The organism is Sulfitobacter sp. 1A15299 (genome assembly GCF_043556915.1).
Lineage (GTDB): Bacteria > Pseudomonadota > Alphaproteobacteria > Rhodobacterales > Rhodobacteraceae > Sulfitobacter.
Genome location: NZ_JBIFFJ010000043.1, coordinates 1 through 15,901 on the forward strand (window position 1 = coordinate 1; position 15,901 = coordinate 15,901).

Consider the following 15,901-nt stretch of genomic DNA (forward strand, 5'->3'; position numbering starts at 1 on the left):
TCGATGCCGATTTGGCGAAAGCCTGCCCAAGCAAACATGCCCCGCACGAAGCGCGCGCGCTCTGGCATCAACAAAACGGCATCGAGGGTTTTGCGGTTAACCAAACGAAAGTCGCCGGTGTCACGAGGGATGTCGACATCGGACATTGCATTTAGGGTGCGGTAGAATGCCCAGGCGGTTGCGCGTTTGAACAGCGTCTCACCTTGGCGTTCGTGACGTCGTCCGTAGACCACATCATAGCCTTGGTCCATCATGCTCATCATATCGCTCAGCAGCTCTGGCGGGTCTTGTAGATCAGCATCGAGCATAAAAATACGCTCCCCTTGAGCTGCTTCGAGCCCTGCGGTGAGTGCGATCTGGTGGCCACGGTTTGCTGAGAGTTTGAGGCCGCGTAGGCAGGAGCAGGTTGCTTGTGCGCGTTCGATTTCGGCCCAGGTCCCATCTGTAGAGCCATCATCGACCAGTAGGATTTCTGCGCGTGGGCCGTATGGAGCGATCACCTGGGCAAGACGGTCTACCAGAACCGGAATTGACGCTTCTTCGTTCATGCAGGGCACGACAACGGAGATCAGCATAGGGCCACCACCTTAGTTTATCTACTTTCGTTCACCTTTGAGATGGAGCTACCGTTAGAATATGGCCTCATTAAGGTCGGAGTTGGGCTTAAGGCGGTGGCGGGATGCCCGCAATGGCACGCCCAAGCTTGTCTTGCAGCGTGCCTCTATTTTTTTTGGGTGGGGGGAGCTAATCGGTCTGTGGTGGAAGCTAGCGCATCAGCAATTTGGCAACGCTGTTAAACGTACCAGATACCATCATCAATTGCCGCTGTGGTCTTGGATATATTCTCGGTGCTCTCAGAGAAGTACTGCATTGTTTCGGCGCGGCTGATCCCTTTTTCCTGTTCCGCGGTCCAAAAATCATACCCTGCTTGGTCTGGGTCGCGGTCCAGCACGTTATTGTAGAGTAGTGTTAAGAATGCTTGATCGGAGAGGGATGCCGGGTCTCCATAGGCACCCGAAAACTCTTCAGATTGCATGAAGTATTCAGCCATTTGAACGAGGTTGACGTTACCTTGGTCGTAGTTGTCGATCCAAAACCCGAGGCCTTCTGGATCGGGTTTTCGATCAAATGCGGCTTGGTACAACCGGTAAGCTTTCCCGGCATTGCCGAACTCGTCGAAGGCAATAAACCCATCATCAAACTGTAGCCGTTCGATGCTCAACAAGCTATCCAGGCTGTCATCTGTGAGGTTGCGAACGGTGAATGTGTTTGCATTGGCGCCATCGGTTATCTGAAAGGAGTCCGAGAGCCCTTCAAACCTAACGGTATCGATCCCTTCTAGACCGCTATAAGTGTCGATCTCAGAAGTCGCGATCATCAAATCATCCGCTGGGGTCCCGATTTTGACCGATATGTTGTCTTTTGGTCCTGTGCTCGGCTTTGGGCCATATATTTCCTGAATGCCTGCAATGTCTCCGCTGCTAAGAACAGGTCCAGTATAGCCTCTGGGGAGCATAATCGAATTAGGGGCGTCAGAGTGGTCAAGGCCTATCGCGTGCCCCACCTCATGTATGGCGGTTTCAAAGAACTGTTCTATTGTTTGCCGCCCGATTTCGGCCCTGTCAAAACCGATTTCGGCTTCTATAAAGCTCGTGTTGCTATATCGATAATATGCAAGGCCAAGGGTCCCGCCCGGACCGTCAATGTCTTCATATCCGAGGCGGATATTGACGTCTCGATCGTCAGACACTTCGATAAAATCAATGTCTGCAACGTCTTCCCACATCTGAAATGCTTGGCGTATGACATCTCTTTGCTCTGCACCTGTAATGCTTTCGCTAAAGTTGATGATATCACCTTGAGAAGTGGCGAAGCTCCAGTACACCACACCCCCAGCTTCGCCAAGTTCCGCGGGGCCCCACTTCGGGCCTAGGAGTTTGTATTCCATGGAAAATATCCTCTAAAGCCTATGCGCGCGATGCAGGGGCCTATTTCTATTTGAGCTTCAGTCGATCGGGTGGTCGAGTGCCATTTTGCAGGCGGAGGCGGCTAGAATGGGGAACGAGTGGGGGCGGGTCAACTCTATAGGGTGCTTGGCTTTAAACGCTTCAAAACTTTGCCTCGGTTACAGCAGTTGCGTTAGACCAATTCCTCCACGACTTCAGCCAGTTTAGCGCGCCAATCTGGCGGCTGAATGCCAAAGTCTGCTTCCAAGGAGGTGCAGTCCAGCCGAGAGTTCAAAGGTCTCTGCGCTGTTGTGGGATACGCGGAGGCGGGTATGCCGGAGACAGCCACATTTTGCCCTGAGCAGGCAAATATTTCGCGCGCGAAGCCTGCCCAGCTTACGAAGGGCGCTCCGGCGAAGTGATAGGTGCCGCCGCCTTGGCCCGCGATCATTGCTTCAGCCATTTTGAGTAAGGCCTGTGCAATAGCGCACGCAGGGGTCGGCCCACCGATCTGGTCATCCACCACATTCAACTGGTCGCGCTTTTGTGCAAGCTCAAGCATGGCAGTCACAAAATTCCGGCCCGTGGCGGAGAATACCCAAGAAGTGCGCAAGATTGCATGCGCTCCTCCTGCAGCGCGGACCGCGGCTTCTCCCGCGGCCTTGCTGCGCCCATAGGCGTTTAAAGGGGAAACCGGGTCTTCGGGGCGCCAGGGACGTTGCCCGCTGCCCTCAAACACGTAATCTGTTGAAACATGTAAGAACGGGATAGAGGCGTCAGCGCAGGCACGCGCCATGGCCCCGGGAGCTGTTGCGTTTATGGTAGTGGCCAGCGCTTCTTCTTCCTCAGCGCGATCAACCGCCGTGTAAGCTGCAGCGTTAATCACCGCTGAGGGCTGTGCGGCATGTATTGCTGCTGCACATGTATCGGGTTTTGTCAGATCGGCAGCTTCTCGATTGAGGAATAGTGCATCTGGCGCGCTTGAGCGCAGCGCCGCGGCGAGTTGCCCTGTTGAGCCGAAAACCAGCAGGCTCATGCTCGGCCCAGCCGATTGCCGACCCCGTCACGCTGTTGCAGCGCTTGCCACCATTCGGGATTGTTGAGGTACCACGTCACCGTACGGCGCAAGCCCTCCTCAAGGGTCACGGAGGGTCGCCAGCCGAGTTCTTCTCGGATGCGACTGGCGTCAATCGCATACCGTGCATCGTGACCGGGGCGATCCTCGACGAAGGTGATGAGATCGGCATAGGGGTGGTCCGCTGGATGCAGCTCATCCAACAGCGTACAAATCTGACGCACCAGATCAATGTTGCGGGCTTCGGCATTGCCCCCAATATTATAAGTCCGCCCGGGAGCGCCTTTTGTGAGAACTGTCAGCAGAGCGTCGGCGTGATCATCGACGTAGAGCCAATCGCGCACATTCTCGCCCGTACCATACACCGGGATTGGCTTGCCCGCCAAAGCGTTGAGGATCACCACGGGGATTAGTTTTTCGGGGAAGTGATGATGGCCATAATTGTTGGAGCAATTGGTGATCAGAACCGGTAAGCCGTAAGTTTCGCTCCAGGCACGCACGAGATGGTCGGAGGCTGCCTTTGAAGCTGAATAGGGGCTATTGGGGGCATAGGGGGTGTCTTCGGTAAAGTATCCTTCGGTGCCGAGACTTCCGTATACCTCGTCAGTCGAGACGTGGTGAAACCGGAAACTGGTTTGGCGACCATGCGCCTCCCAGTACGCCCGCGCGGCTTGCAGCAAGGAATATGTGCCAGTTACATTTGTATCGATAAATGCCCCAGGCCCATCAATGGAACGATCGACATGGCTTTCGGCCGCAAGGTGCAGCACCGCATCGGGCTGGTGATTGGTAAAGATCTGCGCCAATGCCTTGCCATCTCGGATGTCAGCATGTTCGAAGGCATATTCAGGCATACCTGCGACATCATTCAGGTTATCGAGGCAGGCGGCATAGGTTAGCGCGTCTACGTTCACCACCGCATGCCCTCTGGTCAACGCAAGCCGCACCACGGCAGACCCGATAAAACCGGCTCCCCCGGTGACCAGCAACTTCATGAGGGGCGCTCCCAGGTAAAATGCGCGGCGTGCTCTGCGAGAAGAGGCGCTGTTGCGTCTTTATCGGACAGGACCGGCGCGCCCCCTTCAAGGCCCCAATCAATGTTGAGCGCCGGATCGTCCCAGCGGACGGCCGCATCGCACTCTGGAGCATAGGTATCGGTGCATTTGTAGATGATTTCAGTCATCGGCGCGCGGGTGATGAACCCATGCATGAAGCCAGCCGGGATCAATAGTTGGCGGCCATTCTCAAAGCTGAGTTCAACGCCAACCCACTTCCCAAAATTTGGTGAGCCATGTCGGATATCTACTGCCACATCGTAAAGCGCTCCTCTCCCACAGCGCACCAGCTTTGTTTGGGCATGGGGAGGGGTTTGGAAATGCAGGCCGCGTAAGGTGTTGGGCGCCATCGATAACGAGTGGTTGTCTTGCACAAAGTGATGATTGATCCCGGCGGCGGCCAATGTTTGAGCATTCCAGCTTTCGCTAAAAAAGCCGCGTGCGTCCCCGTGGCGGGTTGGGGTCAGGATCAATACGCCAGGCAGGGACGTTTCTTCTATCTGCATCATATACCCGTTATTATAATCGACCTTATCTGCGTTTTTACGCGCTCTTTGATAGATGCAACAGCCCTTGGCGTTGAGCTATGCTTGCGGGTTTTTTTAGGCGGCACTCTTTGCGTTTTTAGTACTGGAAGCCGTAAATGCTCTTCAGGGCATTGTCGCACTTAAAGCGCGCTCAAGTTCATTCCGGCGTGTCTTCGGCTGTGCGCCTGCTGCGATATGCGGTTAGCTGTGTTTGGCGTACCTTCTGCAACATGCTTTGCAAAGACGTCCAATCTTCGAGAGACATGTCACCGCGTGTGACAGCGTCTACCTCTTCCCCTACGCCTTTTAGAGCCGTCAGGAGCGGGGCTGCTTTCTGGGTGACCTGAACTATTTTGGCGCGACGGTCATTCGGGTCAGCGCTGCGGGACACCAGGCCTGCGGCCTCAAGATTTTTCAAAACGCGCGCGGCGCTCATTGCCCCAAAGCCCGTTAGATCGCTTAGTTTGTTCTGGTTCAAGGGGCCGAAGCGGGCGATATTTGCCAATGTTCGTGCTTCACTTGGGGTGATGCCGAGTGCGGCCTTCTGTATTTTTCGCTCAAACTCCAGTCGCAATATGCGAGTGATATCAAGTAGTAAGAATAGGGTGCTATTGGAGTCTATGGGTTGCATGAAGGACCTTGGTCGTTTGTCGTGCAGGCAATACTAAGAGAGGCATATGAATTAAAGCTGTTCCTAAGCCTCAGCCAAAGTTGCACCGTCACATTCTGTCACGATCCTACTTTTGGCACCAACCCGTTGTTTGCCGCCGGGGCGCAAAGCGCTTTTGTGATGTGTTGCGCCAACTCTTCGACGTGAGGGGGGTACAGCATCGTAATGTGGCCGCCCTTGACCTGGATTATATCAAAGCCGGCTTTTGCAACGCTTTTCCAGCCAAGTCCATTTGCGAAGACGGCCTTGGCATCAAAAGGGTCGTCGGCTTTGAAGATGGTGAGCTTGCGCGGGTAAGGGGCTGGTACATAGTTTGAAATGGCCAGTTCGCTTAATGCGACAAACTGGGCAACAGAGCGCGCTTCATCGTAGGCAGGAGGTCCTTCCGGGCCGGCTTCTTTTAGCCTGGCCATCTCTTCAGCATGAAGCCTTTCGCCGCGCCGTTCTTGCTTAAGCTTGTCGAGATAGGGTTTGCCTTGTTTGAGAAGGTTTTTGAAATGCACCCATCTATGCCCGAGGCGGCCTTTCCGGATGCGCCCATCAGGTCCGCTGGCATCAAGGAATATTAGGGCCTGCACATCGCGGCCTGCGGCGAGGAGTTGCTGAGCCACTTCAAATGTAATGAAGCTGCTGACCGATACCGCCACAAGGGAGACTGGCCCTTTGGGCCGATGCTGGTTGATCTGCTCTACGTAGAATGCGGCTAAGGCTTCAACCGTTGATGGCAGCCCTTCTTTGCGTATCCCAATTGTAATGCCGAACAAGGGTTGGTTGGGGTTCAGTGCGTTCGCCAAAGGTAGGAAAAAGGAATTGTTCTCTCCCAATGCATGTATCGCGTAAAGCGGCGTGCGCCCTCCTTTAGGCTGTAAGGGGATGACGCAGGATCGATCCTCGGCTTTGGTTGTGATCAGCTTTGCGATGCCAGCCGGGCTCGGATCTTGATAGAGTAGGCTTGGGTCAACGGGCGTGTCAAAGGTCTTCTCCAGAAGGGTGTTGAGGCGCAGAATTGAAAGAGAATTGCCACCGAGATCAAAAAATGAGCTGTCTGCGGCAACGGGGCTGGTTTCCAGTACAGCTTCAAAAAGTTCTGCTATCCGGCGGGTATGGGGGCTGTCGGTTTTGAGTTGTGTCTCTGGGCTCTGAACCGCGTCTTGGGGGATCGGGAGGGCTGCCACATCAATCTTGCCCCCTGGGGTGCGCGGCCAAGTTTCTACGTAAGAGAGGTCTGGCAACATGTGGGGAGGAAGTTTTTGAGAGAGATCGGCTTGGATGTCTTGTTCTGAGGGTGGGGCCGTTGCACGGGCCGCAGAGTACCAAGCCACCAGTCTTCCAGTCTTGTCATCTGGAACAGCAACATAAGCACGTGCCACGTCGCGCCGCTCTTCTAACAGGCTTTCGATTTGATTGGGATCGATCCGGAAGCCCCGAACTTTGAGCTGACGATCCATCCGCCCAACAAAGTTCAAAAGCCCGTCTTGCCAGTACACCCGATCCCCGGTGCGGTAACTGCGTCCCGCTAAAGTGCCCTTATGGGTTTGGAAGCCTGTGCGCTTCGCATCCTCATCAATCACATAGCCTTCGGCGACAGCGGGGCCGGAAATGCAAAGCTCGCCTTGAGCCCCCATTGGAGCGAAAGACCCATCGGCTGCCAGAACCCATGCGCAGGCGTGCGCAAGCGGGCGACCGATCGGAACAGAATGCCGCAAAGGGCGATCATCCGTTACTTCATAAGCCGTGCACGTGATGGTGGTTTCTGTAGGGCCATATCCGTTGATCCATCTGACCTTAGGCGCGATATCGCGCCACCTGCGCAAGATCGATAGGGGGACGCGCTCACCTCCTACGATGACCATGCGCAGATGAGGCGGCACAAGGCTATCATGGGTTTTTAAGAAAAGGGTAAGCTCCACCCAGAAGCCCGTTGGTAGGTTGAGCAAAGTTATGCGATGTGTCTCGCAGGCTTGCAGAAATGCTGAGATAGATTGGGACATTTCAGGGCTGCGGAGCAGCAAAGCGGCCCCAGAAAGAAGCGTCGGAATGATCTCTTCGATTGCGACGTCGAAGCTGAGGCTTGCAAACTGCAAGACCCGATCTTCAGGAGATAGATCGAACAGCTTAGTGACGGCTGCGGCGTGAGCGGCGAGAGATGCCTGTGAAACCACAACACCTTTAGGGCGCCCTGTGGTGCCGGACGTAAATAGAATGTAGGCGTTCCGGTGCTCGCTCATATGGCCGCGATCTGGTGCGGACGCTTGGCGCTCTTGCATTTGTTCGTAGCTTAATGCCAGCGTCGCCAAATTGAACAGCGGAGCGTCGGGATCTGTTAGAATGATTTTGGCGCCGCTGTCTTTTGCCATGATGTCGAGAGTTGTCTTCGGATAGGTCGGGTCCATCGGCACAAAGGCCGCGCCTGCTTTCCAAATCGCGAGAATGGCCACTACGAAGGCCGGGCTGCGTGTGGCGCAGATGCCAACCACATCGCCGTGAGCGATCCCCCGATCTATAAGACGTTGGGCGAGCGCATTGGATGCTGCATCAAGCTCGCCGTAGGTTAGTTTGCCGCCCCCAATCCGCTCTAAAGCCGTGCGGTCAGGCCCGTGAGCTACTTGTCGTTCAAAGGCGGTGATGCAACAGGGCTCAGATACTCTTGTATCTGTTGCGCTGGCGAGGAGTTCGAGACGCTGCCTCTCGCCATCATCGAGCATGGAGAGCTGAGCCAACTGTGTTGTCGGGGCGGCATTCGCCAGCGCGCAGAGCAGGTTCTTTAAGTAGCGGGCCAGGCGAGGGGCTTGGGGCACCTGTTTGCCGTCATACTCCACCTCGAGCCGCAGCGCCTCATCTTGATAGGCCGCGACAGTAAGGGGAAGGTCATCCTCTTCATGCAGCTCCACGCGGCGGTGTTGCCATGCGTCGCCATAGTCTTGCATGCGCACATCAAGAGAGGCTGTCTCGAACATTAGCGAAGATTCAAGCAATGGTTTGCCTGGTGGAACCTTCGTAAGACGCCGCAAACCTGCGAGCGGTGTATGTTCAAAGGGGCGTATCTCAAGCTGACCTTTGCGGACGCTACGCAAGAGCGTGCCGATGGATAGGTCTTGGTCCAGCTTAACGCGAAAAGGGACCGTAACGATGAAGCACCCAAGGGCCGTTTTGGTGTTCTCAAGCAGGTGCCTTCCGCTGAGAGTCATGCCAAAGACAGCATCCGCGCGGCCTGTAAATCGCGCAAGCACAATGCCCCAAGCTGCGCAAACCACTGTGCTGAGGGTCACACCCGTGGCTTTTGCCAAGGAAACCAGAGCTTTTGTTTCGTGCGTAGTTAACTGCTGGGTCAGTGTCTCTTTACGACCTGGCTCTTGGCGAAAATCAATGAGGCCCGTGTCACCCTCCCAGTCTTCAAGGGTTCGGGCAAAATAAGCTTCTCCCGCGGCATGATCCAAAGCTTCCGATGTAGCGCAGTGATGCAAGAAGACGTCGTTTGAAACCTCAGGCGCAATAGGCGAAGGACGCCCGGCCTCTATGGCCTCATAGTTGATAAAGGCCTGAGCCAATAGAGGAGCGAAGCTGCGCCCGTCGAGCAAAGCGTGCGGGAAAGACCAAACTAAGATACTGGAGGCCGGCCCGGTCCGTATTAGGGTGAGCCGAAAGCAGGGGGCTGCGTCGAGCGGGCAGCCTTTGGCGCGGTCAGTTTCCAGAAATGCTTGAAGCTGTTGGCGTATATCATCCGGTGAGACAGGAGCCCAATCGAGCGTTTCGACGGCCACATCTTGAGGCGTCGCTATATGCTGTGTTGGAGGTGCTGCTCCTCGTGAATGTATCGCCAGCCGGAGGACGGGAGACTGTTCAACGAGACTTTGAAAAGCCGCCACAAGGATGTCGGGGTTCAAGCATTCTTGAGCAAGGTGGCAGACAATTTGTTCAAGATATAACCATGGCCGCTTTGAAGATGCGGCCACCATAGCCTCTTGAACAGGCGTCAAGGGCACGGACTGGGTTTGGAAATTCACTCGTAAAATCTCAACGTTTAATATTGACCAGCATAAGCGCATTGCGCCTAAAAAAGAACACAATTTCTACGTGATGACCGCGCAGGGGGCATTTTTATATAGCTGTGCGCCGCCGGATGCCTCTTGGCTGAATTAGAGGGTCAGCGCAAAAGCATGGCTCAGCATGGCTGGGAGGGATGGTGAATATGCATATGTTTAAAAGGGGAAATGCGATCCTGAGCAGCTGAGGCTGGCGAGGCGTACCGGGGTTGTGACGGCCGCGGGCATATCCTGGGTGTCAGCTTGCGCCACAGTCACTGGAGCGGCAGTAGTTTGTACAGCATAGGCTTTATCTAATGCTGCCAAGTGGTGCCCTATGGTAAATGTTATCGAGGCCATAAATGCGCCTGTGATGATCGCGCGGAGGGTCCGCCCACCCGACGCGCGCTTGTTCGAAAATATGTTCATTCCCTCGCTCCCGGCCGCTCGCTTAATAGGGGAATGTGGGGAAATTAAGGCCTTGAAGCTTATTGATATTTTTTAAAAGCCTCACCTCCAGCAGGGTCGGCAACGAAGTCAAAGAATGCGGCCGCGGGATGTGCGGCGTGTAAGCGTTCAAACAAGTCTCGTGCTTCAGAAAGCTGAGAAAAGATTTGCTCTGCAAGTGCAATATATACGCTTTCTTGAGGTTCCCCTTGTGCAACGCAGACCACGAAGTCGCCTCTTTCTGCCGCAAAGCGGTAGGTTTCATTGTCAGGGCTGAGCTCAGCAAGGAGACTGGCAGGAACCAGATCGATCCTAAGACTTTGAGAGTAGAAATTCGCGATCTTCTTAAACACTGGGCCAGGCACCTTTTTGCATAAGATCACATTATGAAATGGGCGACTCATCCGCAACGTGCGTCAAAGAAGCAGCAGCCTGCGGACGTTCGCGGCCATACCGCTCGACAGCCGCCTATCCGCTCGATGAAGAGGGCGTGCGGAAGGCTACCTATTAGCAAGCTTGCTCAAATCGCGGTCATTCGGAGGCGGCCTGCGCCCTGCACTTGACACGGACCATCAAACCGAAACGGCGCGCATCTTCGGCGCCGCCTGAATGCGAAGGGGCTATTTATAGCCCCCAAAGAATCGCATAGAGACCATCCATCACCTTGTGTCCCTCTTCCGCAGAAAGCTGATGGACTGGGTCAAGGTGGCGTATTCGATTGGCCTCGACGGTGAGTGGCATGTGGGTTCGAATGCGAAAAGCGCTACTCGCAATTTTTGTATCAACGGTGAGCTTCGACAGTGGCGGAAGCTCGTCGTTTGGCAAGACCGGCAAAAGGACGACTGTGTTTAGATCTAGTAAATGATCGGCTTGAACAACCAGGTAGAGATCACCAGCGATTTCGAAGATGTCAAATTTTTGCATCGGGCCCTGGGTGGTTTAGGGCCAAATGAGCGCCTGGGACGCCGCTGCTTTTGATCTGCTCTGCTTCATCGGCAATCGCAACTTCATTCTCGCGGAACCATGCAGCAGCGCGCTTTTGAGGGCTTCCAGCCGCCATATCCGCGGCAACAAGGGCTTTGATGTAATCGGTCGTGCTTGTGCCTCGGGCAGCTGCCCACGCTTTTAGTTGTGCTTTTTCATCAGGGTGCAGTCTTATTGTCAGATTGCTCATGAGGCCTCCAGCATCATTATGCACTAACAATATACACCTGATGTCAGTGCGCTTCAAGTTGCGAATATGTTTCGGCTGCCGAATGTAGCTCCCATCACCCGCGCGCAGAGCGCAGCTTGGTATGTTTCGGTTTAATAAAGCAAAAAGCTCCTTCGGTTCGGTGGATTGGAGAAAGCCAGTCGGTCGGGCAGATATCTTGGCCAGAAGGAGCTCCTCTTTTACGGCGTCTTAATTCCAGGGAAAGTTCTCCGCTAAAACTGCTGATTGGTCGATGCGCGCCCTATAAACCCCTGCCAGAGTGCCAAGCAATAAACCATTGCTACGAGTGTTCAGTACGGGTTGCGGCCACCTAACCGTTTGGGTGTATCGTTCTAAAAGTGTGCCCCCTTGTTGATCGGCTGAGCGAGCAAAGGAAGTTGCTATGGAGAACTATCGTGCGCACCGCGGTGCTGAGACAGCAGATGCGAAAGCAATGCGCGATAGGGCTAATCACACATTGATACATCTGGTCGCTGTGATGGAGGCGGAGTTTTTGGCGCCAAAGCAGTTGCGGCATCTGCCCGAACAAGCGCGTCCTGAGCAGGCTCTGAGGGATATCCCACCAAACTGGTTCTCGAAACCTTTAGCCGGGGTGGACTGGCGGGCTTTGGCTGCAGAAGCGCGCTGCGAGATTGAAAGCTATGATGAGCTGCTTTTTTGTTTGCATGCCGTGCGAGAGTTCAAATCCCAAGCAGCTGCACTGAATCTATGGTTGGGTGCAGGTAAGGATGGGCTACTCTCACCTGTGAATTTCCAAGAGCAGATGCGAAGCGAGATACAAAGGCTGCAGGCGACTGTTGCCATGATCGCACTGGGGTGTGACGCTTTGCCCGTCGCGGCACCTCTTCCAAGAAGAGAGCAAGATGAGCCTATGCTGTCAGGTCTGCGAAGGCCTTACGTTTATCAGTTTAGGAGCTCTGTAACGGAAGCGTTTATCAAGAGTTGGAGGTGGAAGGAGGCTCTGCTTATGGCCTCTGAAAGCTACGCCTCAGGCTATATCCCGCGGCTGTTGGTTTTTGAGGATGTTGGAGCCTCCGCTTTGCTGCGCTTGGAGAGGTCTTACGCAAAGTTTGGCGGTAACGTCTTCTCTGGCGAGGTGGCGTGGGAGCATGTCGCTGCAGGGGCGGGCGAAGATATACAGCGTTTCATAGCGCGTTATTGTCGTGATCCATTTGCGCTTGTGCCTGCTATGCGTCCAGCCCCGCTCTGGGAAGGAGAGTTGGATTCTGAGCGCCCGCCGTGGACAAAAACAGCCCTCCAAGGCCGCTGTTGAGTGCGGCGGACTGTTTAATCTTTCCTGAAGATCCCCACGATGATTTGGATCGCACTGGAAGTGTTGGGGCGCCAGATCTATGGTCTGGAGACGGCTACTCCATCAGTCCTGCGTTGCGCGCTTTGGGGGCACAGAAAGTACAGTAGGGGTGCTCATCTGCGCGGTCATTGTGTTATGGACGGGGCGAGGGGATTAGAGCCGCGGGGCAGGACAAAGGCCAGTTTATTCGGGCGCTGTGGCCAAACGAATGTGTGCCTGGGTTCATGGGCAGTAGAATGATTAGTGTTCACATTTTTTAGTGAAGTCTTGTCTAAGTGATTGCATCACGCCATATCATAACGACGAGTCAAAGGTAATGTTGGCTCTGGATCAGCCTGCGCAGAAGGCTAAAGCTTATGACGAGGAACTGTAAATGCGCTTTTATGTCAAAGCTTTGTGGGATGAAGACGCGAAGGTGTTCTACTCTGAATCGGACATCGTAGGCCTCCACATTGAGGCCGCTACGATTGCCGAGTTCATTGAACTGATGGAAGATTTAGCGCCGCAGATGGTGTTGGATAACCATGTTACCAAGCAAGACTTAGCCAAGAAGTCGCTGATTGATATGGTATCGTCCATTATCTTCCAGCCGCCAAGTCACGGTTCGTTTGCCGCTGCGTAATGGTCAAGGGCTTTTATAACGACGTTGTTGAGTTGCTTGCATCTGCTGGCTATAAAATGAAAAAAGGTGGGAAAGGATCCCACGAAAAATGGAAGCATAAGAGCCGGCCTACTTTGACGGTGCCGCGAAATATGCTCAGCAAACACACGGCCAACAGCATTCTCAAAGATGCAGGTCTGCCAAAGCTCCCCTAATTTCTGTGCCGAGCGCGCCATTGGGTTGGCAGAGAAATTTGACGTTTGAGGTCGGCCAGCTTGCACGTGCCTACTGGCGCCTGAAAATGGTCTGTAGCCCTTCCCCGCAAGCTTTCGGCGACCGGAAGCCAACACCGATGCATCAACGATGAAGTTGGGCGTATCTTCACGCTGCGCCACTGGGGTGGTATTCCCGGTGCCTCTGTCGCGACCCATTAAGATTCCCACGATGATTTGGATCGCACTGGAAGTGTTGGGGTGCCAGATCTATGGTCTGGTAAGAGCACACCAGAATGCCGTCCATTTTTGACCCGCAAGGATATTTTTATGCCTCATGTTGTTCACCCGATCCTTTTGGCTGGCGGCTCGGGGACGCGGCTTTGGCCGCTATCGCGCAAGAGTTATCCAAAGCAGTTCGCAAAGTTGATGGGGGACAGCAGCCTGTTCCAAGCGTCTGCGCAGCGGCTGAGCGGAGAGGGGTTTGCGCCCCCGGTGATCCTGACGGGGGCTGACTTTCGTTTTGTTGTTACCGAACAACTGGCGGCTGTTGAGATTGCGCCTGCGGGCATTCTGATTGAGCCTGAGGGGCGCAATACGGCGCCAGCAATCTTGGCCGCGGCTTTAAGTCTGGAGGCCAGGGCTCCCGAGGCACTGATGTTGGTTGCGCCGTCAGATCATGTGATCCCCGACGCGGCAGCCTTCCGAGCGGCGGTGCAGGCTGCGACTTCTGCCGCGCAGGACGGTCAGCTTGTTACATTCGGTATCCGCCCGGACCGCCCAGAGACGGGCTATGGGTGGCTTGAGATGAGCCAACCAAGCGCAGATTTTGATGCCGTGCCGCAGCCGCTTAAGGGTTTTGTCGAAAAGCCTGATCTCGCGACGGCGGAAGTCATGTTTAAGGGGGGACAGTATCTGTGGAATGCAGGTATTTTCCTATTTTCGGTCAAAGCGATCATCGCTGCTTTTGAGGCCCATGCCCCTGAAATGCTCGCGCAAGTGCGTCTCTCAGTGGAGCAGTCTGAGCAGGATCTTGGCTTTACGCGACTGGCACCGGAGGCTTGGGCACAAGTTGCCGATGATTCAATTGACTATGCGATCATGGAAAAAGCTGAGAACCTGACCGTGGTTCCTTACAGCGGCGCTTGGTCTGATTTGGGCGGCTGGGACGCTGTTTGGCGTGAGGCTGGACCGGATGAAACGGGTGTGGTGACAACATCGTCGGCGACGGCGATTGATTGTCACGATACCCTGTTGCGCGCGGAGGACCCACAACAACAACTGGTTGGTATTGGCCTGAAGGACATCATTGCGGTGGCGATGCCTGACGCGGTGCTGGTCGCGCATAAAGATCGGGCTCAGGACGTTAAGAAAGCGGTGGCTGCATTGAAGGCCAAAGGGGTGGCGCAGGCGGAAACGCTGCCGCGCGATTATCGGCCTTGGGGCTGGTTCCAGAGCCTTGTTGTGGGCGGCCGCTTCCAAGTTAAAAAGATTTCAGTGCACCCGGGTGCGGCCTTGAGCTTGCAAAGCCATCATCATCGCTCGGAACACTGGATCGTCGTGGAGGGTACGGCAAGGGTGACCATTGGAGATGAGGTGAAGCTCGTAAGCGAAAACGAGTCTGTCTACATTCCGTTGGGCGCAACGCACCGTATGGAGAACCCTGGCAAGGTCCCGATGGTTTTGATCGAGGTACAAACCGGCAGCTATCTGGGGGAGGATGACATCATTCGTTACGAAGATGTTTATGCGCGCGGGCAGGGGGCAAAGGGTTAACTTTGGCTCTAATTGGTTTGCCTAAACGAGATAGAGAGGTGTGCTTGGAGGCTGGTTTAGGCCTCTAAGCGCACGGCTTTGGCAGGCGGAATGGCTTTACTGAAATCGGACCAGGGGCTATAGGTTGAATTCCTTTACCTTGGAGGGGGTTCCCATGGTTCGAACAATTTTAGTTAGCAAGTACATCCAAGTTCAGGGCGCTTTTGTCCGGGCCTTGAAGAATGGCAACATCATTGTGTGCACCGGAAATGGGCAGTTTGAAGGACGGCCCATCTGATCTGGCGCTTTTGGCATCACATGTAGTGTTTGCAGTCACCGAGCATCCCGATGTGGCCGCAAGGCCGCATCTCATCGGTTTCTGGATCATACATCATTGGAAGCTCTCCTTTTTTATAGGGAGTGCAGGCGGAAATTAGGAGTATGGCCGCAAGAGCAATATACTTCATTTGTTCACTTCTTTGACGGGTTGTTCGAGTACTTTTTGTCTGGCTCTAATATACAAGTTTAATTTTTAGCGAGCCAAGGGGGAACTGAAGCCCATCTGGGACTATGCCCGCAGAGGCTTGTGACCTGTTCCTCTTTGGGCCCGCAGTATTGATTCCAAAGCATCTAGGAACGACAAGGTGCCAAAATATAAAGAGATGACCCTTGGGGAAGCCCCATTGGACCCCGAAATGCTATCAGAAGTGCTAGAGTGCCTTGAGCAGATGGGGATAAGGGACATCTCATCCACTCCCCGTCTGGCTGAATGCATTATGTCTGATGCAGCACTTGTGATCCGAGCGCTTGCAGATCGGGCGAAGGTTGGCGTTGAATGAGGGGGTAAGCCCGTGACGATTTGGTGCTGCGCTCTCAGTGTGTCGAGGCTGGATTGATTTTGGGAGAAGATTGTGGCCCGGCTAACTTGGAAAGAAGCTGATCGCACGCGCGGGGCAAAGAGCTGGCTGCTTCGCCCTATTTGTTGGATACTAAAGCGTTTCTAACGAAACCTGAATCGTAGGGGATTCCCAAAATGGTCTGATTGTGATTCATCCTGTTTGGGAGG

At 54.5% G+C, this 15,901-nt stretch carries 14 protein-coding genes; 4 read left to right on the forward strand and 10 right to left on the reverse strand.

Translation table 11 applies throughout. From position 1 onward, the window contains the following. The 10 genes from ACGYK7_RS17975 to ACGYK7_RS18020 all read right to left on the reverse strand — a co-directional run. The coding region (locus ACGYK7_RS17975) for a glycosyltransferase family 2 protein (RefSeq protein ID WP_394403764.1) at positions 1 to 575 on the reverse strand (575 nt) is incomplete at its 3' end. Between the two features lie 218 nt (positions 576 to 793). Beyond that, positions 794 to 1,948, reverse strand: coding sequence for a DUF4214 domain-containing protein (locus ACGYK7_RS17980; protein WP_394403765.1), 1,155 nt, complete (start codon positions 1,946 to 1,948; stop codon positions 794 to 796). A 191-nt stretch (positions 1,949 to 2,139) separates the two neighbouring features. After that, complete coding sequence (gene rfbD, locus ACGYK7_RS17985; RefSeq protein WP_394403766.1) at positions 2,140 to 2,982, reverse strand: dTDP-4-dehydrorhamnose reductase; 843 nt, start codon at positions 2,980 to 2,982, stop codon at positions 2,140 to 2,142. Beyond that, a complete protein-coding gene (rfbB, locus tag ACGYK7_RS17990) occupies positions 2,979 to 4,016 on the reverse strand; it encodes a dTDP-glucose 4,6-dehydratase (RefSeq protein ID WP_394403767.1) in 1,038 nt (345 codons plus the stop codon). Before rfbB ends, rfbD begins: the two co-directional genes overlap by 4 nt. After that, positions 4,013 to 4,582, reverse strand: coding sequence for a dTDP-4-dehydrorhamnose 3,5-epimerase (gene rfbC, locus ACGYK7_RS17995; RefSeq protein WP_322346596.1), 570 nt, complete (start codon positions 4,580 to 4,582; stop codon positions 4,013 to 4,015). The genes rfbB and rfbC overlap by 4 nt, the downstream gene beginning before the upstream one ends. Before the next feature lie 178 nt (positions 4,583 to 4,760). Then, positions 4,761 to 5,234 carry a MarR family winged helix-turn-helix transcriptional regulator gene (locus tag ACGYK7_RS18000; RefSeq protein WP_394403768.1) on the reverse strand — a complete coding sequence of 158 codons (474 nt, stop codon included), beginning with the start codon at positions 5,232 to 5,234 and terminating at the stop codon, positions 4,761 to 4,763. Positions 5,235 to 5,332: 98 nt separating this feature from the next. Further along, on the reverse strand, positions 5,333 to 9,319 hold the full coding sequence (locus ACGYK7_RS18005; RefSeq protein ID WP_394403774.1) for an amino acid adenylation domain-containing protein: 3,987 nt from the start codon (positions 9,317 to 9,319) through the stop codon (positions 5,333 to 5,335). Between the two features lie 464 nt (positions 9,320 to 9,783). After that, positions 9,784 to 10,095: a hypothetical protein gene (locus ACGYK7_RS18010; RefSeq protein ID WP_394403769.1), complete on the reverse strand. Its 312-nt coding sequence runs from the start codon at positions 10,093 to 10,095 to the stop codon at positions 9,784 to 9,786. 271 nt (positions 10,096 to 10,366) lie between these two features. Next, a complete protein-coding gene (locus ACGYK7_RS18015) occupies positions 10,367 to 10,666 on the reverse strand; it encodes a CcdB family protein (RefSeq protein ID WP_322346589.1) in 300 nt (99 codons plus the stop codon). Then, a complete protein-coding gene (locus ACGYK7_RS18020; RefSeq protein WP_394403770.1) occupies positions 10,653 to 10,916 on the reverse strand; it encodes a hypothetical protein in 264 nt (87 codons plus the stop codon). Before ACGYK7_RS18020 ends, ACGYK7_RS18015 begins: the two co-directional genes overlap by 14 nt. Positions 10,917 to 11,337: 421 nt before the next feature. Between ACGYK7_RS18020 and ACGYK7_RS18025 the strand changes: the two genes are divergently transcribed. The 4 genes from ACGYK7_RS18025 (at position 11,338) to ACGYK7_RS18040 (ending at position 14,856) form a co-directional block, all read left to right on the forward strand. Next, positions 11,338 to 12,228, forward strand: a complete 891-nt coding sequence (locus ACGYK7_RS18025; protein WP_394403771.1) for a hypothetical protein — start codon at positions 11,338 to 11,340, stop codon at positions 12,226 to 12,228. A 412-nt stretch (positions 12,229 to 12,640) separates the two neighbouring features. Next, positions 12,641 to 12,889: a DUF1902 domain-containing protein gene (locus ACGYK7_RS18030; protein WP_322346583.1), complete on the forward strand. Its 249-nt coding sequence runs from the start codon at positions 12,641 to 12,643 to the stop codon at positions 12,887 to 12,889. Further along, the gene (locus ACGYK7_RS18035) at positions 12,889 to 13,083 is read left to right on the forward strand and encodes a type II toxin-antitoxin system HicA family toxin (RefSeq protein WP_394403772.1); all 195 of its coding nucleotides are present in this window, start codon (positions 12,889 to 12,891) and stop codon (positions 13,081 to 13,083) included. Before ACGYK7_RS18030 ends, ACGYK7_RS18035 begins: the two co-directional genes overlap by 1 nt. Positions 13,084 to 13,410: 327 nt before the next feature. Further along, positions 13,411 to 14,856 carry a mannose-1-phosphate guanylyltransferase/mannose-6-phosphate isomerase gene (locus ACGYK7_RS18040; RefSeq protein ID WP_394403775.1) on the forward strand — a complete coding sequence of 482 codons (1,446 nt, stop codon included), beginning with the start codon at positions 13,411 to 13,413 and terminating at the stop codon, positions 14,854 to 14,856. The last annotated feature ends 1,045 nt before the right edge of the window (positions 14,857 to 15,901 follow it).

Bases quoted from the DNA above. Each gene is read 5' to 3' on its own strand.
- ACGYK7_RS17980 (WP_394403765.1), bottom strand. From the start codon at position 1,948: ATGGAATACAAACTCCTAGGCCCGAAGTGGGGCCCCGCGGAACTTGGC.
- rfbD (WP_394403766.1), bottom strand. From the start codon at position 2,982: ATGAGCCTGCTGGTTTTCGGCTCAACAGGGCAACTCGCCGCGGCGCTG.
- rfbB (WP_394403767.1), bottom strand. From the start codon at position 4,016: ATGAAGTTGCTGGTCACCGGGGGAGCCGGTTTTATCGGGTCTGCCGTG.
- rfbC (WP_322346596.1), bottom strand. From the start codon at position 4,582: ATGCAGATAGAAGAAACGTCCCTGCCTGGCGTATTGATCCTGACCCCA.
- ACGYK7_RS18000 (WP_394403768.1), bottom strand. From the start codon at position 5,234: ATGCAACCCATAGACTCCAATAGCACCCTATTCTTACTACTTGATATC.
- ACGYK7_RS18005 (WP_394403774.1), bottom strand. From the start codon at position 9,319: ATGCGCTTATGCTGGTCAATATTAAACGTTGAGATTTTACGAGTGAAT.
- ACGYK7_RS18015 (WP_322346589.1), bottom strand. From the start codon at position 10,666: ATGCAAAAATTTGACATCTTCGAAATCGCTGGTGATCTCTACCTGGTT.
- ACGYK7_RS18020 (WP_394403770.1), bottom strand. From the start codon at position 10,916: ATGAGCAATCTGACAATAAGACTGCACCCTGATGAAAAAGCACAACTA.
- ACGYK7_RS18025 (WP_394403771.1), top strand. From the start codon at position 11,338: ATGGAGAACTATCGTGCGCACCGCGGTGCTGAGACAGCAGATGCGAAA.
- ACGYK7_RS18030 (WP_322346583.1), top strand. From the start codon at position 12,641: ATGCGCTTTTATGTCAAAGCTTTGTGGGATGAAGACGCGAAGGTGTTC.
- ACGYK7_RS18035 (WP_394403772.1), top strand. From the start codon at position 12,889: ATGGTCAAGGGCTTTTATAACGACGTTGTTGAGTTGCTTGCATCTGCT.
- ACGYK7_RS18040 (WP_394403775.1), top strand. From the start codon at position 13,411: ATGCCTCATGTTGTTCACCCGATCCTTTTGGCTGGCGGCTCGGGGACG.